Annotated in this window: 25 protein-coding genes; 15 read left to right on the top strand and 10 right to left on the bottom strand. The window is 63.2% G+C overall.

Annotation, left to right across the window (positions count from 1 at the left end):
- Nucleotides 1-7: 7 nt before the first annotated feature.
- Entirely contained in the window at nucleotides 8-1,255 is a 1,248-nt protein-coding gene (rlmN, locus tag OEG82_RS01555) for a dual-specificity RNA methyltransferase RlmN (RefSeq protein ID WP_425497506.1), read from the bottom strand.
- 398 nt (nucleotides 1,256-1,653) lie between these two features.
- Between rlmN and OEG82_RS01550 the strand changes: the two genes are divergently transcribed.
- Nucleotides 1,654-2,358 carry a helix-turn-helix transcriptional regulator gene (locus OEG82_RS01550; protein WP_267610706.1) on the top strand — a complete coding sequence of 235 codons (705 nt, stop codon included), beginning with the start codon at nucleotides 1,654-1,656 and terminating at the stop codon, nucleotides 2,356-2,358.
- Nucleotides 2,359-2,451: 93 nt separating this feature from the next.
- On the opposite strand, the gene OEG82_RS01545 is transcribed toward OEG82_RS01550, so the two are convergent.
- Complete coding sequence (locus tag OEG82_RS01545) at nucleotides 2,452-2,955, bottom strand: invasion associated locus B family protein (protein ID WP_267610705.1); 504 nt, start codon at nucleotides 2,953-2,955, stop codon at nucleotides 2,452-2,454.
- A 294-nt stretch (nucleotides 2,956-3,249) separates the two neighbouring features.
- Between OEG82_RS01545 and OEG82_RS01540 the strand changes: the two genes are divergently transcribed.
- Nucleotides 3,250-3,825, top strand: coding sequence for a sigma-70 family RNA polymerase sigma factor (locus tag OEG82_RS01540; protein WP_267610704.1), 576 nt, complete (start codon nucleotides 3,250-3,252; stop codon nucleotides 3,823-3,825).
- Between the two features lie 41 nt (nucleotides 3,826-3,866).
- Here OEG82_RS01540 and OEG82_RS01535 read toward each other — a convergent pair whose 3' ends face one another.
- Together OEG82_RS01535 and OEG82_RS01530 are read right to left on the bottom strand one after the other, a co-directional pair.
- Nucleotides 3,867-4,262 (bottom strand): YkvA family protein, encoded by a 396-nt coding sequence (locus OEG82_RS01535; protein ID WP_267610703.1) that lies wholly within the window; start codon nucleotides 4,260-4,262, stop codon nucleotides 3,867-3,869.
- 75 nt (nucleotides 4,263-4,337) lie between these two features.
- Complete coding sequence (locus OEG82_RS01530) at nucleotides 4,338-4,643, bottom strand: 4a-hydroxytetrahydrobiopterin dehydratase (protein ID WP_267610702.1); 306 nt, start codon at nucleotides 4,641-4,643, stop codon at nucleotides 4,338-4,340.
- Nucleotides 4,644-4,676: 33 nt separating this feature from the next.
- Here OEG82_RS01530 and OEG82_RS01525 point away from each other — a divergent pair, with 33 nt between their 5' ends.
- Nucleotides 4,677-5,195 (top strand): low molecular weight protein-tyrosine-phosphatase, encoded by a 519-nt coding sequence (locus OEG82_RS01525; protein ID WP_267610701.1) that lies wholly within the window; start codon nucleotides 4,677-4,679, stop codon nucleotides 5,193-5,195.
- Here OEG82_RS01525 and thpR read toward each other — a convergent pair.
- A complete protein-coding gene (gene thpR, locus OEG82_RS01520; RefSeq protein ID WP_267610700.1) occupies nucleotides 5,123-5,713 on the bottom strand; it encodes an RNA 2',3'-cyclic phosphodiesterase in 591 nt (196 codons plus the stop codon). The genes OEG82_RS01525 and thpR overlap by 73 nt on opposite strands.
- Nucleotides 5,714-5,808: 95 nt before the next feature.
- Entirely contained in the window at nucleotides 5,809-6,471 is a 663-nt protein-coding gene (locus tag OEG82_RS01515) for an arylesterase (protein WP_425497505.1), read from the bottom strand.
- Between the two features lie 84 nt (nucleotides 6,472-6,555).
- Here OEG82_RS01515 and OEG82_RS01510 point away from each other — a divergent pair, with 84 nt between their 5' ends.
- The 4 genes from OEG82_RS01510 to OEG82_RS01495 all read left to right on the top strand — a co-directional run bounded on the left by OEG82_RS01510 (nucleotide 6,556) and on the right by OEG82_RS01495 (nucleotide 11,468).
- Entirely contained in the window at nucleotides 6,556-7,263 is a 708-nt protein-coding gene (locus OEG82_RS01510; RefSeq protein ID WP_267614815.1) for an ABC transporter ATP-binding protein, read from the top strand.
- Nucleotides 7,263-9,848 (top strand): ABC transporter permease, encoded by a 2,586-nt coding sequence (locus OEG82_RS01505; RefSeq protein WP_267610699.1) that lies wholly within the window; start codon nucleotides 7,263-7,265, stop codon nucleotides 9,846-9,848. The genes OEG82_RS01510 and OEG82_RS01505 overlap by 1 nt, the downstream gene beginning before the upstream one ends.
- Nucleotides 9,849-10,031: 183 nt before the next feature.
- Nucleotides 10,032-10,808 carry a Bax inhibitor-1/YccA family protein gene (locus OEG82_RS01500; RefSeq protein WP_267610698.1) on the top strand — a complete coding sequence of 259 codons (777 nt, stop codon included), beginning with the start codon at nucleotides 10,032-10,034 and terminating at the stop codon, nucleotides 10,806-10,808.
- Between the two features lie 108 nt (nucleotides 10,809-10,916).
- Nucleotides 10,917-11,468, top strand: coding sequence for a GNAT family N-acetyltransferase (locus tag OEG82_RS01495; RefSeq protein WP_267610697.1), 552 nt, complete (start codon nucleotides 10,917-10,919; stop codon nucleotides 11,466-11,468).
- Nucleotides 11,469-11,563: 95 nt separating this feature from the next.
- On the opposite strand, the gene OEG82_RS01490 is transcribed toward OEG82_RS01495, so the two are convergent.
- The gene (locus tag OEG82_RS01490) at nucleotides 11,564-11,953 is read right to left on the bottom strand and encodes a DUF2794 domain-containing protein (protein WP_267610696.1); all 390 of its coding nucleotides are present in this window, start codon (nucleotides 11,951-11,953) and stop codon (nucleotides 11,564-11,566) included.
- A gap of 468 nt (nucleotides 11,954-12,421) precedes the next feature.
- A complete protein-coding gene (locus OEG82_RS01485; protein ID WP_425497503.1) occupies nucleotides 12,422-13,180 on the bottom strand; it encodes a DUF1223 domain-containing protein in 759 nt (252 codons plus the stop codon).
- A gap of 250 nt (nucleotides 13,181-13,430) precedes the next feature.
- Here OEG82_RS01485 and OEG82_RS01480 point away from each other — a divergent pair, with 250 nt between their 5' ends.
- Complete coding sequence (locus OEG82_RS01480) at nucleotides 13,431-14,114, top strand: hypothetical protein (protein WP_267610695.1); 684 nt, start codon at nucleotides 13,431-13,433, stop codon at nucleotides 14,112-14,114.
- A 94-nt stretch (nucleotides 14,115-14,208) separates the two neighbouring features.
- Here the strand turns inward: OEG82_RS01480 and acnA are convergent, their stop codons facing one another.
- Nucleotides 14,209-16,899, bottom strand: coding sequence for an aconitate hydratase AcnA (gene acnA, locus OEG82_RS01475; protein ID WP_267610694.1), 2,691 nt, complete (start codon nucleotides 16,897-16,899; stop codon nucleotides 14,209-14,211).
- Nucleotides 16,900-17,208: 309 nt separating this feature from the next.
- Between acnA and ccmA the strand changes: the two genes are divergently transcribed.
- The 6 genes from ccmA (at nucleotide 17,209) to OEG82_RS01445 (ending at nucleotide 20,705) form a co-directional block, all read left to right on the top strand.
- Complete coding sequence (gene ccmA, locus OEG82_RS01470) at nucleotides 17,209-17,859, top strand: heme ABC exporter ATP-binding protein CcmA (protein WP_267610693.1); 651 nt, start codon at nucleotides 17,209-17,211, stop codon at nucleotides 17,857-17,859.
- A complete protein-coding gene (ccmB, locus tag OEG82_RS01465) occupies nucleotides 17,856-18,518 on the top strand; it encodes a heme exporter protein CcmB (RefSeq protein ID WP_267610691.1) in 663 nt (220 codons plus the stop codon). Before ccmA ends, ccmB begins: the two co-directional genes overlap by 4 nt.
- 44 nt (nucleotides 18,519-18,562) lie before the next feature.
- Complete coding sequence (locus OEG82_RS01460) at nucleotides 18,563-19,333, top strand: heme ABC transporter permease (protein ID WP_267610690.1); 771 nt, start codon at nucleotides 18,563-18,565, stop codon at nucleotides 19,331-19,333.
- Nucleotides 19,330-19,503, top strand: a complete 174-nt coding sequence (gene ccmD, locus OEG82_RS01455) for a heme exporter protein CcmD (protein ID WP_267610689.1) — start codon at nucleotides 19,330-19,332, stop codon at nucleotides 19,501-19,503. Before OEG82_RS01460 ends, ccmD begins: the two co-directional genes overlap by 4 nt.
- Nucleotides 19,500-20,108, top strand: coding sequence for a DsbE family thiol:disulfide interchange protein (locus OEG82_RS01450; RefSeq protein WP_267610688.1), 609 nt, complete (start codon nucleotides 19,500-19,502; stop codon nucleotides 20,106-20,108). The genes ccmD and OEG82_RS01450 overlap by 4 nt, the downstream gene beginning before the upstream one ends.
- Nucleotides 20,109-20,177: 69 nt before the next feature.
- Nucleotides 20,178-20,705 (top strand): NUDIX hydrolase, encoded by a 528-nt coding sequence (locus tag OEG82_RS01445; protein ID WP_267610687.1) that lies wholly within the window; start codon nucleotides 20,178-20,180, stop codon nucleotides 20,703-20,705.
- Between the two features lie 192 nt (nucleotides 20,706-20,897).
- On the opposite strand, the gene OEG82_RS01440 is transcribed toward OEG82_RS01445, so the two are convergent.
- Complete coding sequence (locus OEG82_RS01440) at nucleotides 20,898-21,356, bottom strand: hypothetical protein (protein WP_267610686.1); 459 nt, start codon at nucleotides 21,354-21,356, stop codon at nucleotides 20,898-20,900.
- A 222-nt stretch (nucleotides 21,357-21,578) separates the two neighbouring features.
- On the opposite strand from OEG82_RS01440, the gene OEG82_RS01435 reads away from it, so the two are divergent.
- Nucleotides 21,579-22,652: a GlxA family transcriptional regulator gene (locus OEG82_RS01435; RefSeq protein ID WP_267610685.1), complete on the top strand. Its 1,074-nt coding sequence runs from the start codon at nucleotides 21,579-21,581 to the stop codon at nucleotides 22,650-22,652.
- The last annotated feature ends 50 nt before the right edge of the window (nucleotides 22,653-22,702 follow it).

The following is a 22,702-nucleotide window of genomic DNA, read 5'->3' as shown; positions in this document are numbered from 1 at the left end:
CGGTGCGTCAGTCGGCGCCGTGGCCGGCGATCATCACCGCTTCCAGCGCCAGCCGGTCGGTCTTGCGCATGCGTTCGGATTCGCTCTTGAGCTGACCGCAGGCGGCCAGGATGTCACGGCCGCGCGGGCGGCGGATCGGCGAGGCATAGCCATTGGCATTGACGAAATCGGCGAAGGTCTCGATCGTGTCCCAATCCGAGCACTCATAATCGGAGCCGGGCCAGGGATTGAACGGAATCAGGTTGATCTTGGCCGGAATGCCCTTGAGCAGGCGGACCAGTTCCTTGGCGTCGGCAAGAGAGTCATTGACCCCCTTGAGCATCACATATTCGAAGGTGATGCGGCGCGCATTGGAGACGCCGGGATAGGTCCGGCAGGCGTCGAGCAGTTCTTTCAGCGGGTATTTCTTGTTGATCGGCACCAGCACGTCGCGCAATTCGTCGCGCACGGCGTGCAGCGAAATCGCCAGCATGACGCCGATTTCCTCGCCGGTGCGGACAATGCCGGGCACAACGCCCGAGGTCGACAGCGTGATGCGGCGGCGCGACAGCGCCAGCCCGTCGCCATCGGCGGCGATCAGCAGCGCTTTCTTGACGTGGTCGAAATTGTACAGCGGCTCGCCCATGCCCATCATCACGATGTTGGTCACCTTGCGGCCTTCGGTCGGCACGATGGCGCCCTGCGGCGTGTCCCGGTGCGGAAAATCGCCGAGCCGGTCACGGGCCACCAGCAACTGCGCAAGGATCTCCTCGGCGGTCAGGTTGCGCACCAGCTTCTGGGTGCCGGTGTGGCAGAAGGTGCAGGTCAGCGTGCAGCCGACCTGGCTGGAAATGCACAGCGTGCCGCGGCCTTCCTCGGGAATATAGACGGTCTCGACCTCGACCGGACGGCCGGCGCCGCGCGGCGGAAACCGCATCAGCCATTTGCGGGTGCCGTCATTGGAAATCTGCTCTTCGACGATTTCCGGCCGTGCAATGGTAAATCTGGCGTCAAGCTGCTCGCGCAGGTCCCGCGAGATCGTGTGCATGTCGGCAAAATCCGACGAGCCGCGCACATAGAGCCAGTGCCAGATCTGGTTGACCCGCATCTTGCGCTGCTTCTCGGGCACGCCGGCATCGGCCATGGCGGCGACCATCTCCTCGCGGTTCATCCCGACAAGCGTCGGCTTGCCGTCCATCGCCTGGCTGGCGGTTGGCGGGGTCGAGGGCCGCACGGGACGCGCGGAAGGGTCTGTCAGATCGATCGTGGCTGGCATCGGAAGATGGTGCTCTTGTTGGATTAGAGCCGGGCTTTATCAGGTTTTGCCGGCTTCGTCACCATCAGCGCCGATCACAACGGCTCACAGCACCGGGATCGGGGGGCCTTGCTCCGCTTCAACTGCTGCCACAGCCGCCCGAGCACGCCTGGCGCCGTGTGGCGGGTTCTCGGGCGCGCCATCTCCTGGTGCCTGAGAATTTCGATCTGCAAGGCCGTGGGTTGCGGCCGCGCCGTGTCAGCCCACGGGCCCAGTCTTTCGGCCATCATCGTTGCGTGATCATAATAGCTCATGGGTCTTGTCCTGTTGAATGCAGGACTTTTTTGCCATGACACTCCTGACACCCTGTTGTCAGTGGGAGGTGCTAGAGTGTCAGCAGTGTTGTGCGAGGATATGCGATGCACCGTTCAAACCGCCTGTTCGAAATCATCCAGATCCTGCGCTCGGCCACCCGTCCGATGACGGCGGAGGCGCTGGCGCAGAAACTGGAAGTCTCGGTGCGGACCATCTATCGCGACATTTCCGCGCTGCAGATGATGAGCACGCCGATCGAGGGCGAGCCGGGCATCGGCTATGTGATGCGCCGCGGCTATGACCTGCCGCCGCTCAATTTCGATCTCGAGGAGGTCGAGGCGCTGCGGGTCGGGCTGGCGCTGTTGTCGCGCACCGGCGACAGCGCGCTGTTGCGTGCTGCCGGCCGGATCCATGAAAAGATCGATGCGCTGCATGGTCCTGCCGACTGGCTTCGGGTGGCGCCCTGGGGCGCGCCGCCGGATGACCCGGACAAGGGATGCGTGTCGGTGTCGATGCTGCGCGATGCGATTCGCAACGAACGCAAGCTGGAACTGACCTATCAGGACGAACAGCGCTGCCAGACGGTGCGTACTGTGCGGCCGCTGGCGCTGGTCTATCACCTGGAATGCGTCATGCTGGCGTGCTGGTGCGAATTGCGCGCGGGATTCCGGCATTTTCGCACCGACCGGATCTATGGCTGTGAGGTTCTGGAAGACGGTTTTGCCGGGCAGGGCGATGTGCTCCGGGCAATGTGGCCGGATCTCAACCGCTGGGAAGCGGCTGCGGCGCTGCCTGCCAACCCGGTCTGAGCCACGGAGCGGCGCGTCGCATTGCTGTCGGGGCTCAATGCAAGAAGGCCGGTTGCCCGGCCTTCCTGAATGTCGTCGTCTGGCTGCGCGAAATTACTTGCAGCTTGCGATCTGGTCGAGTGCAGCGGTCACGCCCTTGAGCGAATAGCTGTAGGAGGTGTTGGTGCCGCGCCGCGACACGGCCTTGACCGTCATGGCCGTGCCCGCCTTCATCGCCGCCACAAGCTGTGGTTCCTGGGCGGCGTTTTCCACCCATGCCGAATTGCCGCGTGTAAACAGGGTGAAGTCGCGCCCATCGACATTGACGGTGACCTTCGACGATTCCTGCAGCGGATAGCCCATCATAGCATGCGGCTCATAGCTGACATTCTGGCCCGGCCGCTGCGAGACCAGGAAGAACATGTCGCCATGGTCGACATTGGATGGCGCGGAGCTGATCGGCAAGGACAGGACATAGCAGACCTTGCCGCCTGCCGAATCGTACGAATAGGCTCCCCAGGCATCAAACTGCTTGATTCTGGTGGGTGATTGCGCGGCGGCGGCGGCGGTCAAAACGAATAGCGCCGTCACTGCGGTTGCGATTGTCTTCCCAAACATAGCTTTCCTACCGGTTCTTGGTCGAATTCTCCGGACCCGTGGTCCTGAAAGTTCCCGCTGGTTGCGAGGTGATTGGTTCATTTTGACTTAATCCTGGTTACCAAACCGTCAATATATCCCACGTCATTTTCGCAAATGGGGTGCGGGTGCGGTCCGTTGCGTCCCTTGCTCACCGTTTGTAACAACCTGAATCCGGCAACACTTTGACCTTTGTAAAATACCGTGACCGTGTTGATATGGTGGCAAGGGGATGGCAGGTGATCGCCATCATGCACAGGGGTTCCGCAGGCTTACATGTCCGACGAGTTGAAACAGCGGTTTTCCGGCCTCGCAGAGGCGGTCGCCGTCAGGCGGGACCAGAAGGCTTTTGCCGAACTGTTCGATTATTTTGCGCCGCGGCTGAAGGCCTATCTGCGCCGGCTCGGCATGGAAGCCTCGCAGGCCGAGGAAATCACCCAGGAGGTGATGATCGTCCTGTGGCACAAGGCGGCGCTGTTCGATCCGGTCAAGTCCTCGCTTGCCACCTGGCTGTTCCGGGTGGCGCGCAATCGCCGCATCGATGCGCTGCGGCGGGACAAGTCCGGCCTGCTTGATCCGGACGATCCGGCATTGCAGCCGTCGCAACCCGAGGCCGCCGACGATGCGCTCGACGCCGAGCAGCGCGACGAGCGGGTGCGCAAGGCGATGCTTGATCTGCCCGATGAACAGGCGATCCTGGTCCGCGAGGCGTTTTTCCTGGGAAAATCGCACAGCCAGATTGCCGATGACACCGGCCTGCCGCTGGGCACGGTCAAGTCCCGCATCCGTCTGGCCTTTTCGCGGCTGCGCCGGACACTTGAACAGGATGATGGCGACATGACGCTGCATTGAGGGCCACGCCGACTCACGCCGTCAGTGTATAAAGGTCCCGATCAGTCAGGCTTCTTGTCGGCCGCAAGGTTCTTCAGTGATTTGCGGGCCGCGATGCGGTGCGCCTCGGTCAGGTTCGCGCGCACGGTGGCAATGGCAAGCGACAGCACCGCAATGTCATCTGAAAAGCCGACAAAGGCCAGAATATCGGGAATCGCATCCATCGGCATGACGAAATAGGCCAGCGCGCCGATCAGAACCGCCTTGGACTTGCCCGGCGTCTGCGGGTCGAGCGCGCAATAATAGGAGGCCACCACATCTTCGGCAAAGGGGATCTGTCCGGCAGCCTTGCGAAAGGTGCGCCAGAACCCGGCCTTGACCGAGTTTTCATCCGCACCGGCGCCGGTATCACCGGTCTTGTGACCCGGCTCGAGGATTTCGCCTTCCAGAGTGGTCATGCTGTGTCCTCCGTGTTCCATCCCGCTTTATATGGCGATCTGCCCGGCCTGCTTCAATAGTAACTGACCGGCAGCCTAATGGCCGGAGCTGCCGACAATGCGGTCCATGGCGATGGCCAGTTCGAAATCCAGCCCGGTCAGGCCGCCGGCATCATGGGTGGTCAGCCGCACCTCGACAGTGCGGTAGACATTCTTCCATTCGGGGTGATGATCGAGTTTCTCGGCCACCAGCGCGGCGCGCGCCATGAAGCCGAAGGCCTCGCTGAAATCGACGAATTTGAAGGTCTTGCTCAGCGCGGTTTCGCCGGCGTCGATCTCCCAGGAGGAAACCGTGGCAAGCTTTTCGGAAATGGCTGTGCTATCGAATTTCTGGCGCTTCATGGCGGTCTCCGGAATTGAAAGGGCGATTTCATCATGCAACCTAACGTAACCGATGGCGGAAAAAAGGCCTCGATCTCGGTTCTTTTCGTCTGCATGGGCAATATCTGCCGCTCGCCCCTGGCCGAAGGCATCCTGCGCAAGGGGCTGACGGAGGCGGGACTTGCGGAGCATGTGCGCATCGATTCGGCCGGAACCGGCAATTGGCACCAGGGTGACGCGCCCGATCCGCGTTCAATCGTCACGGCTGCGGCCCACGGCATCGACATCTCCGCGCAGCGGGCGCGGACCGTGGTGGCCGAGGATTTTGACCGCTTCGACCTGATCCTGGCGATGGATCGCTCCAATGAGGCCGGTTTGCGGGCTCGCGCGCCTGCCGCGCGGCGAGACAGGATTGCCCTGTTTCTCGAGCACACGCTGTCAGGCCGGGCCGATATACCCGATCCCTATCATGGCGGCGCCAGCGGTTTCGAGGATGTCTATCAGCTGTTGCTGGAGGGCTGCAGCGCGCTGGTCTCCAGGCTCGGCAAGGAACTGCGCCATCCCAGCGGATAGGCTTCCTCGATGATATAGGGACCGCCGCCGACCGAATCACGCGACGACATCACCACGAAGCGCCCGACATCAAAGGGCATGGTGCGGAAATTGCCGCGTGCACCGAGATATTCGACTACATCGCCCAGCCGCGGATTGCGCAGCCGCGCAAGCGAGACATGCGGGGCGAAGCGGCGCGGATCGGGCGGCAGTCCGTGGCGCTGGCAGATTCGCTCGATTTCGGCCTGCAGCGCCTTGAGCTCCTGCGAGGGAGAGACGCCGGCCCAGATCGAATGCGGCCGCTTCGAGCCGAAGGACCCCATGCCCGACAGCGACAGGGAGAAAGAGTCCCGGTCGATCCGGTCGAAGGCGCTGATCAGCTCATCGGCCGTCGGCCCGTCGACATCGCCGATAAAGCGCAAAGTGATGTGGTAATTGTCGACATCCATCCAGCGGGCGCCGGGCAGGCCGCCGCGCAGCAGGGACAGCGACAGGGCTGCATCGCGCGGAATCTCGAGAGCGGTAAAAAGCCTTGGCATCGCTGTTTTCCCCGAATCGTCGGATAGGCTCAGCGAATCATGACACGGCGCTCAGGGCAAGCCACTAGATTTCGGGTTTTGGCCAGAAAGCCCGTTCACGGCGCCTTGATCTCGGCCAGAAACTGTTCCGCCACCGGCAGGATGTTTTCCACCATCTTGCTGATTCCATTGGCATTTGGATGCATGCCGTCAGGCAGTTGCAGGGCCGGATCGCCGGTCACGCCGTCAAGGAAAAAAGGATAGAGCAAAACATCGTGCTTGCTGGCGAGTTCGGGATAGATCGCATTGAACGCCGCCTCGTATTCGGTGCCCAGATTGGGCGGCGCGAGCATGCCGGCCAGCATCACCGCGATGCCGCGTTGCTTGAGCCGGGTGATCATCGCCTCGAGGTTTTCGCGGCTGGTTTCGGGCGGCAGGCCGCGCAGCGCATCATTGGCGCCGAGTTCGAGAATGACGCCGTCCACGCCCTCGGGAATCGACCAGTCGAGCCGCGCCAGGCCGCCTGAGGTGGTGTCGCCGGACACGCCGGCATCGATGATTTCGACATCATGGCCGCGCTGCTGCAGGGCCGCCTGCAATTGCGCCGGAAAGCCTTCCTCGCCCTGCAGTTGGTAGCCCGCCATCAGGCTGTCGCCGAAGCCGACCAGTTTCAGCGGATCGTCGGCCAGCGCCCGGTCCGGCATGGAAACCACGCCCGTCGCCAGAAACAATGCGGTCGCCAATCCGGCAATCGCATGGGTCAAACCTTTAAATCGCATGGCAAGGGTCCTAAGTGCTCGTGATCAACTGGCTCGCGCCCGCCTGTTTCTTTCATATAGGATATTCATCCCGTGTCTCAATCCATTGCCGAACCCATTGTCAAACTCAGGCAGGCCCATCTGACGCTCGGCAGCGGCGCATCGTCGGTGCATGTGCTCAAGGGCATCGACATCGATATCGCCGCGGGCGAATCAGTCGGCATCGTCGGCCCGTCCGGATCGGGCAAGTCGACGCTTTTGATGGTGGTGGCCGGGCTCGAACGGCTCGACACCGGCGAGGTCCATGTCGCAGGCAATGCGCTGCATGGCCTGAGCGAGGATGCGGTGGCAGCCGTGCGCGGCCGTTCGGTCGGCATCGTGTTCCAGTCTTTCCATCTCATTCCGAACATGACGGCGCTGGAAAATGTCGCGGTTCCGCTGGAGCTGGCCGGCAAGTCAGACGCCTTCGACCGGGCCCGGGCAGAACTGGTCGCCGTCGGTCTCGGCGACCGGCTCACTCATTATCCCGGCCAGCTTTCCGGCGGTGAACAGCAGCGCGTGGCAATCGCCCGGGCACTGGCGCCCAATCCGGCGCTGATCGTCGCCGACGAGCCGACCGGCAATCTCGATGGCGAGACCGGACGGCAGATCACCGATCTTCTGTTTGCCAAGCAGTCCGAGCGCGGCGCGACGCTGCTGCTGGTGACCCATGACGTGACCCTGGCCGAACGCTGCAACCGGCAGATCGCGGTGCGTTCGGGCCGGATCGTCGACGCAGACACCGCCCCGGCCTCCAGCAAGGTCGTGGCCTGATGGCCGCGCCTGCTTCACCCGCCGGCGCGCAAGCCGGGGCAAACCGGTTGCGGCTGGGGCTTGCCGCCCGTCTGGCGCTGCGCGAATTGCGCGGCGGCCTGTCCGGTTTCTACATCTTTCTCGCCTGCGTGGCGCTGGGCACCGGGGCGATTGCCGGGGTCAATTCGGTGTCGCAGATGATGACCGGCTCGATCGCGTCGGAAGGCAAGACCATTCTGGGAGGCGACATCCGCTTCGAAATCGACAATCGCGACATCGGTGACGCGGAACGGGACTATATCAACGGGCTCGGCACGGTATCGGACGGCGTCAACATGCGCACCATGGCGCGCAAGACCGACGGCTCCGACCAGTCGCTGGTCGAACTGCGCGCGGTCGACGAGGCCTACCCGCTCTATGGCGCCTTCGAGACCGTGCCGGCCATGCCGATCGAGGCCGCCTTTGGTGCCGAGGATGGCGTCTATGGCGCGGCGGTCGCACAGATCCTGCTCGATCGCCTCGGCCTCGACGTCGGCGACACGGTGCTCGTCGGCCAGGCCAGCCTGCAGATCCGCAGCGTCATCGCCACGGAACCTGATGCCTTGTCGGAGGGATTCGGTTTTGCGCCGCGGCTGATGATGTCGCGCGACGCGCTGGAACAGGCAGGCCTTGTGCGGCCTGGAAGCCTGGTCGAGTTCAGCTACCGGGTGCGGCTTGACGGCCAGGCCTCAGCCGCGGAACTTTCGGACCTGCGCGAAGAGGCCACGCAACGCTTTCCCGATGCCGGATGGCAGATCCGAACCAGCCAGAACGCGGCCCCGTCGCTGACCCGCAATATCGAGCGGTTTTCGCAATTCCTCACTCTGGTCGGGCTGACCGCGCTGATCGTCGGCGGCGTCGGCATTGCCAATTCGGTGCGCGCCTGGCTCGACGGCAAGCGCGGCGTCATCGCCACGCTCAAATGCGTCGGCGCCCCGGCGCGGCTGGTGGTGGCGATCTATCTCATCCAGGTGATGCTGATCGCCGGTTTCGGGGTGTTTCTGGGGCTGCTGTTCGGTGTCGCGACCCCGTTTGTTGCCGCCGGCGCACTGGCGGGCGTGATCCCGATTGCGGTGGAAGCCTCGGTCTATCCGGTGTCGCTGGCCATTGCCGCCGGATTCGGACTGGTGACGGCGTTCGCCTTTGCGGTGCTGCCGCTCGGCCGCGCCGGTGAAGTGCCGGCCACGGCCCTGTTTCGCCAGCAGGGGCTGGAAACCGGCGGCCTGCCGCGCTGGCCCTATCTGCTGACCGCGGGCGTCACGCTGGCGGCGCTGGGTGCGGCCGCGATCTGGTTTGCCGATGACCGCCGCATCGCCATGGTCTTTGTCGCCGCCGTGATCGCCGCCTTCGTGGTGCTGCGGCTGGTGGGCTACGGCGTGCAGGCGATCGCCGGGCGCTGGCCGACGGTGCGCTCGACGCCCTTGCGGTTGGCGATCGGCAATATCCACCGCCCCGGCGCGCTGACCCCTTCGGTGGTGCTCTCGCTCGGGCTGGGCCTGGCGCTGCTGGTGACGCTGGCGCTGATCGACACCAATCTTCGCCGTGAACTCTCGGGCAACCTGCCGGAGCGGGCGCCGAATTTCTTCTTTGTCGACATCCAGTCGAACGAGATCGACGGGTTCGAGAAGGTCGTCACCGATCTGGCGCCGGGCGGCAAGATCATCAAGGTGCCGATGCTGCGCGGCCGGATCACCCAGCTCAAGGGCGAAGAGGTCAATGAGCAGAATGTGCCGGCCGAGGCGCGCTGGGTGCTGCGCGGCGATCGCGGCGTCACCTATGCCAAGAATCTTCCGGAAAATTCGAAACTCGACGCAGGTAGTTGGTGGGCGCCGGATTATGAAGGCGAACCGCTGGTGTCGTTTTCCGCCGAGGAAGCCCGCGAAATCGGCCTCGATGTCGGCGACAGCATCACCGTCTCGGTGCTCGGACGCTCGATCACGGCGAAAATCGCCAATCTGCGCGAGGTGGAATGGGAATCACTGTCGATCAATTTCGTCATGGTATTCTCGCCCAACACCTTCGCCGGGGCGCCGCATTCCTGGATGGCGACCCTGTCCGATCCGGACGCCGACGCGGCGCTCGAGGGCGAGATCCTGCGCAATGTCACCCAGGCCTATCCGACGATCACCAGTGTCAGGGTCAAGGATGCGCTGGAGCTGGCCAACCAGCTGGTCGGCCAGATCGGCATCGCCATCCGTGCCGCAGCACTGGTGGCGCTTGTGGCCTCGGTTCTGGTGCTGGCCGGGGCGCTGGCTGCCGGCAACCGCTCGCGCATTCATGACGCCGTGGTGCTCAAGACGCTGGGAGCGACGCGGGCGACGCTGATCCGCGCCTATGTCTATGAATATGGCCTGCTGGGACTGGCGACGGCGATTTTCGCGCTCGGCTTCGGCGCTGTCGCGGCCTGGTTCGTGGTCAGCCAGATCATGACCCTGCCCTCGACATTCATGCCCGACATCGCGCTGGCGACACTTGTCGGGGCCCTGATCCTGACTGTGGGCATCGGATTGCTGGGCACCTGGCGGGTGCTCGGACAAAAGGCCGCACCGGTTTTGCGGGAACTTTGAGGTCGATCCGGCGCATTTATTAAGCAAACACATAGGTTTCGGCGCAACTTGCAGCACAAGGGGCCTTGTCGTGGGCGCTGATCATGCTCATATTGGAGGGCAGGCATGCTGGAGCCCCACAGCGGCGCCTGGGATCTTGAACCCGACACCGTAATCAATATCGGGGCTTATAAAGAGGAAAACATGGCTGACCTTCGCAATTCGAATGTCCGCGCAGTCAACGGCACCTATGCAGGCGCCGACATAGATGAAGGCCTTCGCGCCTACATGCTGCGCGTCTACAATCTGATGGCACTGGGCCTGGGCATCACAGGTGTTGCCGCCTACGCCATCGCATTGTTCGCAACCACAAATGATCCGGCCGCTGCCGTCGCAACGCTCGGCAATGGCAAGATGCTGACCGGCCTGGGCACAGCGCTTTACGGTTCGCCGCTCAAATGGGTGGTGATGCTGGCGCCGCTCGCCATGGTGTTCTTCCTGAGCGCCCGCATCGAAAAGATGAGCGTTTCTGCCGCGCAGACCACCTTCTGGGTGTTCGCCGCGCTGATGGGCGTTTCGCTGTCGTCGATCTTCCTGGTCTATACCGGCGCCTCGATCACGCAGACCTTCTTCGTGACCGCTGCCTCGTTCGGCGCCCTGTCGCTCTACGGTTACACGACCAAGAAGGACCTGTCGGCGATGGGCTCGTTCCTGATGATGGGCCTGTTCGGCCTGATCATCGCCATGGTGGTCAACATCTTCCTGCAGTCGAGCGCTCTGCAGTTCGCCATCTCGGCGATCGGCGTGCTGATCTTCGCAGGCCTGACCGCCTATGACACGCAGCAGATCAAGTCGATGTATTATGAAGGCGACACCGACGCCACGGCTGGCCGCAAGGCCATCATGGGCGCGCTGCGTCTGTATCTCGACTTCATCAACCTGTTCATGTTCCTGCTGCACTTCCTCGGCAACCGCGAGTAGTCGGCACGACACTGATCAAGAAAAAGGCGGCCCTCGGGTCGCCTTTTTTGTTGGCCGCGTGGCGCAGCGGCGATACACCGGAGGCCTGACCCACCGGACCAGCCTTCCATGATCATTCGCGATGCAACGCCTGCCGATCTCACGGACATCACCCGCATCTACACAGACAGCGTTGTCAATGGCGTCGCGAGCTACGAGCTTGTGGCGCCGGACGCGGCCGAGATGGAGCGCCGGATGGCAGCCATCACGGGTAGCGGCTATCCCTATCTGATCGCCACGGACGCTGAGGGCGCAGTTCTGGGCTATGCCTATGCCTCGGCGTTCCGCACCCGCCCGGCCTATCGCTGGCTGGTCGAGGATTCGATCTATCTGGCGCCCGAAGCCCGCGGCCGGGGTGCTGGGCTGGCGTTGCTGCAGGCCTTGATCTCCCGATGCGAGAGCCTCGGATTCCGGCAGATGATCGCGGTGATCGGCGGTGCCCATCCGGCCTCGATCGCGGTGCACCAGAAGGCGGGTTTTGTGAGCTCCGGCATGATCACCGGCTCGGGCCACAAGCACGGCAAATGGCTCGATACGGTGTTCATGCAAAGGCCGCTGGGCGAGGGCAAGGCTACCGATCCGGACCCCGAGATCTATCCGGGCACGCTGTTTACCGGGTGAAAAACGGACAAAATTCGGGGACAGTTACTTTTTCAGATGAGCAACAGGCATACGACGAAATTCGACAAAGCAGATTGTTCGTGGATTTAAGCCTGTCAGCGCACCACGCGCGGCGCCTTGTCGAAATAGCGCAGCACGGTTTCGAGCTCATGGCCGCGCTTGAGCACCATGCCGGCGGCGGAAATGATGGCGAAAGCGCCCTGCTTGCGGGCGCGGGAGGGATCTTTCTCGATGCGGTAGAGCGGCACTTCGCTGCTGCGGCGGAAAGCCGAGAAGATCGCCCGGTCGCGCAGATGGTCAATGGCGTAGTCGCGCCAGTGGCCCTCGGCCACCATGCGGCCATAGACCTGCAGGATGCGGTCCAGTTCGCGGCGCTGGAAGGTCACCGGCTCGGGCGTGTTGCGGCGGCGGTGTTCGGCCAGATCGACTGTCGCGGCGGCGCCGCCCGCATTGCGGCTTGTCGAATACTCCGCCCCGTCAGCCATTATGTGGACTGCAAATCATTGTCATCGGTTCAGTGTGCCTGACACGGTCTCAATTTCAAGGGATGCGACATTCTTTTCACAATCCGGAAGGCCCGGAAACAATCCCGCGTTGCACCATCACGAAACAAGTCGCGGCGTTGTCTTTGTTGACCGGGCGCAGCCACGAAACGGGAGATTGGCATAATTGGGCCGCATTTCAGCCAAATCCACGCCCGATTTGGCGGCAATTGTTGTCGCGTTGCCTCAGAAGGTTCGAACCGGGGATCTCGTTTTTCAGCCCCCAGCCCCTCGGGGTTCCCGGAACGGATCGTCCGTGCGTGCTGACATATTCCTGTCCTGGTGACCGGAAAACGGATGCGCCGCGCAGCCTCAGCCCGTTCCCGCGACTGGAGCGTGAGGCAGCCCCCCATAAACTTGGACCGGCATGATGCCGGTCCTTTTTTGTTTCCGGAGCCTGCCAGGCTGGGGTCAGGTCGAGCTGCCGGGCTCGATCACGCTTGCGCCGAGAATGCGTCCGGGCGCGCCGTCCTTGCCGACCACCTGCAGCAGGATGGCGCAGCCGCGCCCGGGATGGGCCGACATCACCGAGGCGGGCAGCATCAGGCTCATGGCCTCGCCGTCCCACATGCCGATGGTCTCCATCTCGCGCACGCTGTGGTGATAGGTGATGGCGCGGCCGCTGTTCTCGCCGCGCTGGATGTCCACTTCGGTGGTCTCGTCGAAATAGACCGCCACGATATTGGCCTTGCCCTCGCCCGCGCCCACCGAAATCTTCAGTCCGATGCCGTCGATCTTCGCCGCCACGTCCACCGTCAGCCCCGCGCCTTCGTCGGACAGGGTCTTGATGATCCTGTCGACTTCCTGGCGGTCGGCGCCATTGGTGTGTTTCTGGCCATTGATGACCATTTGCGGCGTGTAGACATTGTTGCGCCTGAGCGTGCGGGCATAGCCATATTGGCGCTCGGTATTGGCGGCGCTCGACAGCGTGTCGGCCCAGCCGAGATAATTCCAGTAGTCGACATGGTAGCTCAGCGCCAGCACGTCGCCTTCCTTGACCAGTCGCGCCAGTTCCGCGTCCGCCGGCGGGCAGGAAGAACAGCCCTGGCTGGTGAACAGTTCCACCACACCCTTGAATTCGCCGGCCCGTGCCATCGACGGGGCGGAAAGGCTGGTGGCCACCGTCAGGAGCGGCAGGGCAAATGCAAGGAAACAGGAGCGGGCGGTCATGCGATTGGGTCCGTTTTTTGTCGGAGGATACTCCGTATGGTGAGGAAATGTAGCGCGGAGTCCCGGACACGGCCAAATCACGTTGCGGTGAGAGGCGGAACGGCTCCATTTCATCAACGCGCGCGGCGAGAGCCGGTTCCGGTTGCTGCAGGAATCAAGCATTACTCACAATAGTTGAAGTATCATTGTTTGGAGTGGCCGCTGAAATGGTGTATTGTTCCATATTGTCTTTTTGCGGGAGGAGTAGATCATGACGATGTTCAAACCTATTGTTCGACTGGTGATCGATCCGAGTTTGAAAACCTACACGATGGAAGCAATTGTCGTTGTTCCCAATGGCTGCTACTCGGCAGCCGGTGCAACGCTGGGGGTTCCGGATGGCGCGGTGTCCTTTCCCGAAGCGGAAGGCGTCACCCTTGACATTGTCAGGCATGACGGGCCCTGCACGGAAGCGGTCAAGGCGCTGACTTTCCGGATCGAACGTATCCCCCTGACCGACGGAAAGTCCAGCCTGGTTGCCTATGCGGTGGTTAATGACGAGATTGTCGGCGTGAGCGGTACTTCGATACCGAAACCGGGGGACGTGATCGCGCTGGAGGCCGCTGCCCTGCCGCCATCCGGCGTGCGGATCAATTCCTTCAATGCCTGGGTCAATGCCATGCCGCCGGGGCCTGAAACCTTGATTGTCGTGGCAAATGTGTTTGCGCCGTGCATCAATTACCAGTTCGATCTGCACAACAGGGGGCCGTTCGGTTTTACCGGCCGGACCTTGTTGATGGAATTCACAGCCACGCTGCCCGGTGCCTGCAAGAAGGCCATCTTTGATGGCCCGGTCCGGTTTGAGGAACCGCTTCCGGATCCGAAGAGATTCGATTCCATCGCCATCGCCTTTGAGGGACAGCTCCATATCGGCCCGCTGGAACCCATCGTCTGAGCGGAGGCCGCGCAGGCCGGTCCGGGCGGGCATGAAAAAACCCGCCGGTCTGATGACCGGCGGGTTGAAGTCAGGTGTCTCGAGCAGGATTTGGTCAGGCGGCCAGGTCGCGCAGAACCGTCTGCAGGATGCCGCCATTCTTGAGATAGCCGAGCTCGTCGAGCGTATCAACGCGGCAGATCAGCGGTACATCCTTGACCGTGCCGTCGGCGAAAGTGACCTTGGCGATCTTCTTCTCGCCGGGCTGGACATTGGCCAGTCCGTCGATCGACACCGTCTCGTCGCCCTTCAGGCCGAGGCTTTCCCAGGATGTGCCGTCCTCGAAGACAAACGGGATCACGCCCATGCCGACCAGGTTGGAGCGGTGGATGCGCTCGTAGGACTGGGCGATGACGGCGCGGACGCCGAGCAGGTTGGTGCCCTTGGCGGCCCAGTCACGCGATGAGCCATTGCCGTATTCGGCGCCGGCGAAAATCACCAGCGGCACGCCTTCGGCCTTGTACTGCATCGCCGCATCGTAGATCGAGACCTCTTCGCGGGACGGGTAGTGGAAGGTGTATCCGCCTTCACGGCCGTTCGGTCCGAGCATGTGGTTGCGCAACCGGATATTGGCGAAGGTGCCGCGCATCATCACTTCGTGATTGCCGCGACGGGTACCGTACTGGTTGAAGTCCATCACGCCGACGCCATGATCCATCAGATAGGCGCCTGCGGGCGACTGGGCCTTGATGGAGCCTGCCGGAGAGATGTGGTCGGTGGTGATCTTGTCACCGAACAGACCCAGCACGCGCGCACCCTTGATGTCGGCAATGCCGCCACCGGTCTTGCCCATGCCCTCGAAATAGGGCGGGTTCTGCACATAGGTCGAATTGTCGTCCCATGCATAGGTCTGGCTGGAGGGAACTTCCACGGCCTGCCAGTTCTCGTCACCCTTGAACACGTCGGCATATTTGGCCGCGTAGAGTGCGCGGGTGACGTATTTCATGATGAATTCCTGGATCTCCTGACTGGAGGGCCAGATATCCTTCAGGAACACGGGGTTGCCGTCCTTGTCATCGCCGATCGGCTCGACGGTGAGGTCCTTCTGCACCGAACCTGCCAGCGCATAGGCCACCACCAGCGGCGGCGAAGCCAGGTAGTTGGCCTGCACGTCCGGCGAAATCCGGCCTTCGAAGTTGCGGTTGCCCGACAACACGCCGGCGGCGATAAGACCCTTGTCGTTGATGGTCTTGGACACCGGCGCCGGCAGCGGGCCGGAATTGCCGATGCAGGTGGTGCAGCCAAAGCCGACCAGGTTGAAGCCGAGCGCATCGAGATCGTCCTGCAGGCCGGACTTGGCCAGATATTCGGCCACCACCTGGCTGCCGGGAGCCAGCGATGTCTTCACCCATGGCTTGGTCTTCAGACCCTTGGCGCGGGCGTTGCGGGCCAGCAGGCCGGCGCCGATCAGCACGCTCGGGTTGGAGGTGTTGGTGCAGGACGTGATCGCGGCAATGGCGACGTCGCCATGGCCCAGATCATAGTCCTCGCCCTCGACCTGGTAGCGGTTCTCGAGCTGACCGGGCTTCTTGTATTCGTCTTCCAGCGACTTGGCGAAGCCGGCGGCGATGCCTTCCAGCGGAATGCGGCCTTCGGGACGCTTCGGACCGGCCATCGACGGCACCACGGAGCCGAGATCGAGATCCAGCGTGTCGGTGAAGACCGGATCGGCGGCGCCAGACGTGCGCCACATGCCTTGCGCCTTGGAATAGGCTTCGACCAGCTTGATGCGGTTTTCTTCGCGGCCCGAAATGGTCAGGTAGTTGATGGTTTCCTCATCAACCGGGAAGAAGCCGCAGGTCGCGCCGTATTCCGGACCCATATTGCCGATGGTGGCGCGGTCGGCGAGCGACATCGAATCAAGGCCGGGGCCGAAGAATTCGACGAATTTCGAGACAACGCCCTTCTTGCGCAGCATCTGCACCACGGTCAGCACCAGGTCGGTGGCGGTGACGCCTTCCTTGAGCGCGCCGGTGAGGCGGAAGCCGATGACTTCCGGCAGCAGCATGGAAATCGGCTGGCCGAGCATGGCTGCTTCGGCCTCGATGCCGCCCACGCCCCAGCCCAGCACACCCAGACCATTGATCATGGTGGTGTGGCTGTCGGTGCCGACGCAGGTGTCGGGATAGGCGGTGATTTCGCCGTCTTCGTCCTTGGTCCACACGGTCTGGCCCAGATATTCGAGATTGACCTGGTGGCAGATGCCGGTGCCGGGGGGCACGACGCGGAAATTCTTGAAGGCCTGCTGGCCCCATTTGAGAAAGCGGTAGCGCTCGCCGTTGCGCTCATATTCGCGCTCGACATTGTGGCCCAGCGCCTGAGGCGTGCCGAATTCATCGACGATGACCGAGTGGTCGATGACCAGATCGACGGGCACCAGCGGGTTGATCTTCTGCGGATCGCCGCCGAGCGACACCATGGCGTCGCGCATGGCCGCCAGGTCGACCACGGCGGGGACGCCGGTGAAGTCCTGCATCAGCACGCGGGCCGGACGGTAAGCGATTTCGCTTCCGGCGGTGCCCTTGTCGGTCAGCCAGGCTGCAACAGCAAGGATGTCAGCCTTCTTGACTGTACCGCCGTCCTCGTTGCGCAGCAGGTTCTCGAGAATCACCTTCATCGAAAAAGGAAGTTTCGAGATCCCGGTGAGGCCGTTCTTCTCGGCCTCGATCAGGCTGTAATAGACATAGTCGGTGCCCTCGACATTGAGGACGGAACGGCAGTTGAAGCTGTCGAGTGATTTGGCCACAGGCAACTCGCTTTCGTCAGTTCAGCCGAATTTTGAAGGCAAACACCTTGTCGCGCGCCGGCGGCGCGGAGAAGGGTGCGGGTACGGTCATTTCCGCTGTCCGCCCGTGACGCCTTCGCGGGGTGTCATGTTCGGCGCTAGGTGGAATTCACGCCGACCGCTGGCGTGGTTGCGGGCCTTATAGATAATTTCGTAAGAACGTGCCAGATCAACCAAAGGCCCATTTCGATATTTTTTGTCGAATGTTTTCTGGGCGATGGTAAGAAACTGGACAGCCGGGCTCCGCGAGCGGGCCGAATGCGGGGGCCGATGCAGGCGATAGCCACGAAACTCAAGGGACGGCGCGGCGACAGCGTGCTGTTCGAAGATGTGGGCTTTTCGCTGTCGCGCGGGCAGGCGCTGGTCATCACCGGACCCAACGGATCTGGAAAATCGACGCTTCTGCGGCTGCTTGCCGGCCTGCTGGCGGCTGATTCGGGCCGTTTCCTGCTCACCGGCGATGACGGCGCGGTGCTGCCGGTGCCAGATTTCGCCCATTATCTCGGCCATCGCAACGCCATGAAGCGCGAGCTGCGGGTGGCCGAGAACCTGGCATTCTGGAAAAGCTTTCACGCAAGCGACAGCGGCGAGGGCCTGTCGGTGGATGCGGCGATCGATGCCGTGGGCCTCACCGGCGTCGCGCATCTGCCCTTTGGCTATCTTTCCGCCGGCCAGCAGCGCCGCATTGCGCTGGCGCGGCTGCTGGTGGCGGCGCGGCCCTTGTGGCTGCTTGATGAGCCGACGGCGGCGCTCGACAAGCGCTCGGACCAGCTGTTTGCCGATCTGGTTGGCGATCATCTGAAGAAGGGCGGGCTGGCGATTGCCGCTACGCATCAGCCGCTGGGGCTCCACAATATCCAGTCGCTCGAACTCTCCGGCGTTCACCGCGCGGCCTCAAGCTCCGGGGAGTCGTGGACATGATGGCGCTGCTCAAACGCGATCTGGCGATTGCCACCCGCTCGGGCGGGGCGGCGATGCTGGGCGTGCTGTTCTTCCTCGCCGTGGTGGCGGTCATTCCCTTCGGCATCGGTCCGGATCTCAATCTGCTGGCGCGGATCGGCCCGGCGATCCTGTGGATCGGCGCACTGCTGGCCTCGCTGCTCGGCCTCGACCGTCTGTTTCAGGCCGACCGCGAGGACGGCTCGCTCGACATGCTGGTGATGCAGGACTGGTTTTCGCTGGTGCTGACGGTGTTTGTCAAAAGCCTGGCCCACTGGCTCGCCACCGGCCTGCCGCTGGTGCTGGCCGCGCCCTTGCTGGGTCTTCTGATGAACATGAGCGCGACGGCGACCGGGGCGGTGATGCTCACGCTGCTGGTCGGCACGCCGGCGATCTCGTTCATCGGCGCGGTCGGCGCCGCTGTCGCCGTGGTGCTGCCGCGCGGCGGGTTGCTGGTCTCGATCCTGATCCTGCCGCTGGCGATCCCGATCCTGATTTTCGGCGTCAGCGCATCCTATGCGGCGGTGACCGATCCCGATCCGTTTTTGCCGCCTTTCATGATCCTGTCGGCGATTGCGCTGTTTTTTGCCGCGCTGGGCCCGGTTGCGGCGGCTGCGGCGCTCAAAGGAGCGGCGGATTGATTTGCCGCATTGAAACCGGACGCGGCAAGCATTAGAAAAAAGCCATGAGTGACACCACCGCATCCCAGGGCTGGTTTACCAGCCTCGCCAATCCGACCCGGTTTCTCGCCCTGTCGGGGCGAATCCTGCCCTATCTGGCCACAGCGGCGGTCGTGTCGCTGCTGGTCGGGCTCTACATGTCCTTTGCCGCCCCCGAGGATTACCAGCAGGGCATCACGGTCAGGATCATGTTCATCCATGTGCCGGCGGCGTGGCTGGCGATGATGTGCTATTCGGTGATGGCGATTGCCTCGATCGGCACGCTGGTCTGGCGCCATCCGCTGGCCGATGTCGCGGCCAAGACGGCGCTGCCGATCGGTGCAGCGTTTACCTTCCTGTCGCTGCTCACCGGTTCGCTCTGGGGCCGGCCGATGTGGGGCACCTGGTGGGTGTGGGACGCGCGGCTGACCTCGGTCTTCGTGCTGTTTTTGATGTATCTGGGGCTGATGGCGCTGCACAGGGCGATGGATGATCCGGCCCGCGCCGCCCGTCCGGCCGCGGTGCTGACCCTGGTCGGCTTCATCAATATCCCGATCATCAAGTTTTCGGTCGACTGGTGGAACACGCTGCACCAGCCGGCCAGCGTTATGCGGCTTGACGGCCCGACCATTCATCCCTCGATGCTCTATCCGCTGCTGGTGATGGCTGTTGCCTATACGCTGATCTTCTTCACACTGCATCTGATGGCGATGCGCAACGAAATTCTCAGGCGGCGGGTGCAGGCCATGCGGCGTCAGGCGGCGCAGGCAATCGGCGCCGGAGGTGCGCGCCCATGATGAGCCATGAAGCCTTCGTGTTTGTCTCCTACGCGTCGACAGCGGTGACGCTGGCCGGACTGCTGATCGGAATCCTGCTTGACGGCCGCGCCCGCCGGGCGGAACTGGCCGAGCTCGAGGCGCAAGGCGTGCGGCGGCGCTCAGGGCCCGCCAGGGGAGCCGGATCATGAGCGAAGAGACCCGGGACGCGTCTCCGGCCGCCCCCGGCCGCAGGCGGATGCTGATCGCCTTTTTGCCGCTGATCCTGTTCATCGCGCTGGCCGGCGTGTTTCTCTACCAGCTCGGCTCGGGCAAGGACGCCAGCGAAATTCCCTCGGTGCTGATCGGCTCGCAGGCGCCGTCGCTGAGCCTGCCGCCGCTGGAAGGGCTGACGGCCAATGGCGCGCCGGTTCCGGCGCTGACCGATGCGGCGATCGAAGGTAAACTGGCGCTGGTCAATGTCTGGGCGTCGTGGTGCGTGCCGTGCCGCCAGGAGCATCCGATCCTCCTGGATTTGTCGCGCGATCCGCGGATCACGCTGGTCGGCATCAATTACAAGGACAAGAACGACAATGCGCTGAGGTTCCTGGGCGAGCTCGGCAATCCGTTCTCCGCCGTCGGCATCGACCCGGTCGGCAAATCGGCGATCGACTGGGGTGTCTACGGTATCCCGGAAACCTATCTGGTCGCCCCCGATGGCGAGATCCTGTTCAAGCAGATCGGCCCGTTCACCGTCGAAAGCCTGCGCGACAAGCTGTTGCCGGCGATTGAAAAGGCGATGGCGCCGGCTGGCTGAGATGCTTTTTCGCGACACGGCGTGCCGCCGCCCTCGCCATAGCCGGGTGCGGGCCCTATCCTTGCCTTCATGAGCACCGAGAAACAATTCGACCGCCTGGTTCCCGCCGGCGACACCCATGTCCGCGATGTCTGCCGCACCTGCGGTTTCGTCGATTACCAGAATCCGCGCATCGTTGTCGGGTCGGTGGTGCGGCACGAGGGCAAGGTGCTCTTGTGCCGCCGCGCCATCGAACCCCGCCGCGGTTTCTGGACCGTGCCGGCCGGCTATCTGGAACTCAACGAAAAGCCGGAAGACGGCGCCCGCCGCGAGGCCCGCGAAGAGGCGCTGGCCGATCTCGAACTCGGCCAATTGCTGGCGATCTATTCCGTTCCGCATCTGAGCCAGGTGCAACTGATCTGGCGTGCCGAACTCATCGATCCGGGCGCGGGCAAAGCGCTCTACGGTGTCGGCGAGGAAAGCCTCGAGGTCGAGCTGTTCGACTGGAACAAGCTGCCGGTGGACGAGATCGCCTTTCCGACGGTGCACTGGATGCTCGGCCATGAGCGCGAGGTCATGGAAAAGGGCTATGCCGGACCGTTCGGCAATGCGGGATAGCCACGGCGGTTCGCCTGCGGCTGAAGACACCCGCGATTGCGCTGGGATCTTCGGAATTTTCTCCAGGCGGCGATGACGGGGCACTCATGGTCCCCGCATCAGCATCGATAACCTTTACACGACTGCGCCCCAAGAGGCGTCTCCCGGGGCGCAGTCTGTCTGTCACGGGCGTATCACACCCGGATTCGAGGCCTATTCACAAATCTGCAGGGGTCCGATCTGGATACAGGATCCCCGCCGTCCAAAAGTCCTTCCGGTCACCTGATTGCAGAGCCTGCGGTTTTCGCGGCGGAACCGCTTCGAGCGCCGGCACTGGCGTTCAAGATCCCTGCGGCTGTGGCGGCGGCCGCCTCGGTCATCCCGGCGCCGGCCGCGGTCGTCACGCCGGCGTCCTCCGCGGTCATCCCGTCTGCGCTCGTCTTCCCGGCGGCGGGACTGCGCCAGTTCAATGAGATCGTTGTCTTCGTCAACCGGCGAAGCGGCGGGAAGAGGGGCCGCCGACGCGTCGGCAACGCCGAGGCTGGAGGAGATGCAGGCCGTGCCGATGACGGTGCCGGCGCCGGCCAGAAAGCTGCGGCGCGACATCGTCCCGCAGGCCTCATGCCCGGCTTCGACTGACAGCCGCATTTTTCTCAAAAGATAATTCAGCATGGCATGATCTCTCCCTCTGTTGACTGACCACTAGAAGTTGTCATTGATTTTTGGGGATGCTAGCCCAGTACGCCCGGTTGCCGAAGCCGGGCGGGACACTTTTGGCGGCAGATGTGCTATTCTTGGCGTCACATGTTCCTTCAATGCGCTTGCGGCCTGTTTTTTCGACCAGATTGTGCGTTGAGGGAGCCTCAACCGGCGGGTTTGTGATGGAATCATCTGATGAATATTGAGCGTATCAGCGCTGTGCCGCGCCGGGTCGTCATGTTGATCTATCCGCAGGTTGCATCATCGGACGTCTGCGGCCCGCTCGAGCCCTTCGGGCTGGCGAATTTCCTCACCGGCCGGCGGCTTTACGATCCGGTCACCGCCTCTGTCGACGGAGCTTCGGTGCCTGTGGCCGGCGGTTTTTTGAAGCTCGACCCCACATGCGGCTGCACCGATCTTCCTGGCCGGATGGATCTGCTCCTCATCGCAGGCGGACCGGGCTGTTTTGCCGCGGCACAGGACGAGACGCTCTTGTCCTGGGTTAGGAAGCTGGAGCCGCGTTGCGTGAACATGGGATCCGTGTGCACGGGCTCGGCGGTGCTGCTGGCGTCGGGAGTGGCGGAAGGGCACCGCATTGCAACGCACTGGCTCGAGGCCATGCGCATGGATGCGGATCCGGATGTGCCCACCGAGGTCGACCGGGACGCGATCTTTGTCCAGTCCGGAAAGTTCTGGACCTCGGCAGGAATGCTGGCCGGCATCGACATGGCGCTTGCCCTGATCGAGAAGGATCATGGCCGGCAGCTCGCGCTCGACATTGCGCGCTTCATGGTGATGGTCCTGCGGCGCCAGAGCGGGCAATCCCAGTTCAGCTCGCAATTGATGGCCGAGGCGACGGAAGACCCCCGCATCCGCCGGGTCCAGTTGCATATCTGGGAAAACCCGGCAGCGGATCTGTCGCTTGACGTGCTCGCCGCCCAGGCGGCGATGAGCAAGCGGTCGCTGGGCCGGCGCTTCACGGAAATCACCAGGAACACGATCTCGCACTATATCGAGGATGTTCGCCTGAGCATGGCGCGCAGGCTGCTCGAAGGGTCGGACCAGTCGATACAGGCCGTTGCGATCAATGCCGGATTCGGCACCACGGCAACCCTGCGCCGGGTGTTTGCCCGCAGGCTGGGTGTCTCGCCCGGAACCTATCGCACCAGTTTCGGGGCGGACCGGCCTCTGGCAAGCGGCTCCAGCGCAATTGAAGACGGGTTGCGGATGGATCTGGAAAATATCGTCAACGGCAAGTCGGTCTGGTAGCCGGGCCGAAACGGGATCTGCCCCCCATGCTGCATTCGCAGCCTGATGTG

Source organism: Hoeflea ulvae (assembly GCF_026619435.1).
GTDB lineage: Bacteria > Pseudomonadota > Alphaproteobacteria > Rhizobiales > Rhizobiaceae > Hoeflea > Hoeflea ulvae.
This window is presented reverse-complemented; position numbering and strand designations above follow the sequence as displayed.

What these genes read in the sequence shown, in the direction of transcription:
- OEG82_RS01450 (WP_267610688.1), top strand. Translation starts at nt 19,500, where the DNA reads ATGAGCGAAGAGACCCGGGACGCGTCTCCGGCCGCCCCCGGCCGCAGG.
- OEG82_RS01435 (WP_267610685.1), top strand. Translation starts at nt 21,579, where the DNA reads ATGAATATTGAGCGTATCAGCGCTGTGCCGCGCCGGGTCGTCATGTTG.
- OEG82_RS01535 (WP_267610703.1), bottom strand. Translation starts at nt 4,262, where the DNA reads ATGACCACTCTGGAAGGCGAAATCCTCGAGCCGGGTCACAAGACCGGT.
- ccmA (WP_267610693.1), top strand. Translation starts at nt 17,209, where the DNA reads ATGCAGGCGATAGCCACGAAACTCAAGGGACGGCGCGGCGACAGCGTG.
- ccmD (WP_267610689.1), top strand. Translation starts at nt 19,330, where the DNA reads ATGATGAGCCATGAAGCCTTCGTGTTTGTCTCCTACGCGTCGACAGCG.
- OEG82_RS01545 (WP_267610705.1), bottom strand. Translation starts at nt 2,955, where the DNA reads ATGTTTGGGAAGACAATCGCAACCGCAGTGACGGCGCTATTCGTTTTG.
- ccmB (WP_267610691.1), top strand. Translation starts at nt 17,856, where the DNA reads ATGATGGCGCTGCTCAAACGCGATCTGGCGATTGCCACCCGCTCGGGC.
- OEG82_RS01540 (WP_267610704.1), top strand. Translation starts at nt 3,250, where the DNA reads ATGTCCGACGAGTTGAAACAGCGGTTTTCCGGCCTCGCAGAGGCGGTC.
- OEG82_RS01500 (WP_267610698.1), top strand. Translation starts at nt 10,032, where the DNA reads ATGGCTGACCTTCGCAATTCGAATGTCCGCGCAGTCAACGGCACCTAT.
- rlmN (WP_425497506.1), bottom strand. Translation starts at nt 1,255, where the DNA reads ATGCCAGCCACGATCGATCTGACAGACCCTTCCGCGCGTCCCGTGCGG.
- OEG82_RS01530 (WP_267610702.1), bottom strand. Translation starts at nt 4,643, where the DNA reads ATGAAGCGCCAGAAATTCGATAGCACAGCCATTTCCGAAAAGCTTGCC.
- OEG82_RS01490 (WP_267610696.1), bottom strand. Translation starts at nt 11,953, where the DNA reads ATGGCTGACGGGGCGGAGTATTCGACAAGCCGCAATGCGGGCGGCGCC.
- OEG82_RS01485 (WP_425497503.1), bottom strand. Translation starts at nt 13,180, where the DNA reads ATGACCGCCCGCTCCTGTTTCCTTGCATTTGCCCTGCCGCTCCTGACG.
- OEG82_RS01440 (WP_267610686.1), bottom strand. Translation starts at nt 21,356, where the DNA reads ATGCTGAATTATCTTTTGAGAAAAATGCGGCTGTCAGTCGAAGCCGGG.
- OEG82_RS01480 (WP_267610695.1), top strand. Translation starts at nt 13,431, where the DNA reads ATGACGATGTTCAAACCTATTGTTCGACTGGTGATCGATCCGAGTTTG.
- OEG82_RS01515 (WP_425497505.1), bottom strand. Translation starts at nt 6,471, where the DNA reads ATGCGATTTAAAGGTTTGACCCATGCGATTGCCGGATTGGCGACCGCA.
- OEG82_RS01525 (WP_267610701.1), top strand. Translation starts at nt 4,677, where the DNA reads ATGCAACCTAACGTAACCGATGGCGGAAAAAAGGCCTCGATCTCGGTT.
- OEG82_RS01495 (WP_267610697.1), top strand. Translation starts at nt 10,917, where the DNA reads ATGATCATTCGCGATGCAACGCCTGCCGATCTCACGGACATCACCCGC.
- OEG82_RS01445 (WP_267610687.1), top strand. Translation starts at nt 20,178, where the DNA reads ATGAGCACCGAGAAACAATTCGACCGCCTGGTTCCCGCCGGCGACACC.
- OEG82_RS01550 (WP_267610706.1), top strand. Translation starts at nt 1,654, where the DNA reads ATGCACCGTTCAAACCGCCTGTTCGAAATCATCCAGATCCTGCGCTCG.
- OEG82_RS01460 (WP_267610690.1), top strand. Translation starts at nt 18,563, where the DNA reads ATGAGTGACACCACCGCATCCCAGGGCTGGTTTACCAGCCTCGCCAAT.
- thpR (WP_267610700.1), bottom strand. Translation starts at nt 5,713, where the DNA reads ATGCCAAGGCTTTTTACCGCTCTCGAGATTCCGCGCGATGCAGCCCTG.
- OEG82_RS01505 (WP_267610699.1), top strand. Translation starts at nt 7,263, where the DNA reads ATGGCCGCGCCTGCTTCACCCGCCGGCGCGCAAGCCGGGGCAAACCGG.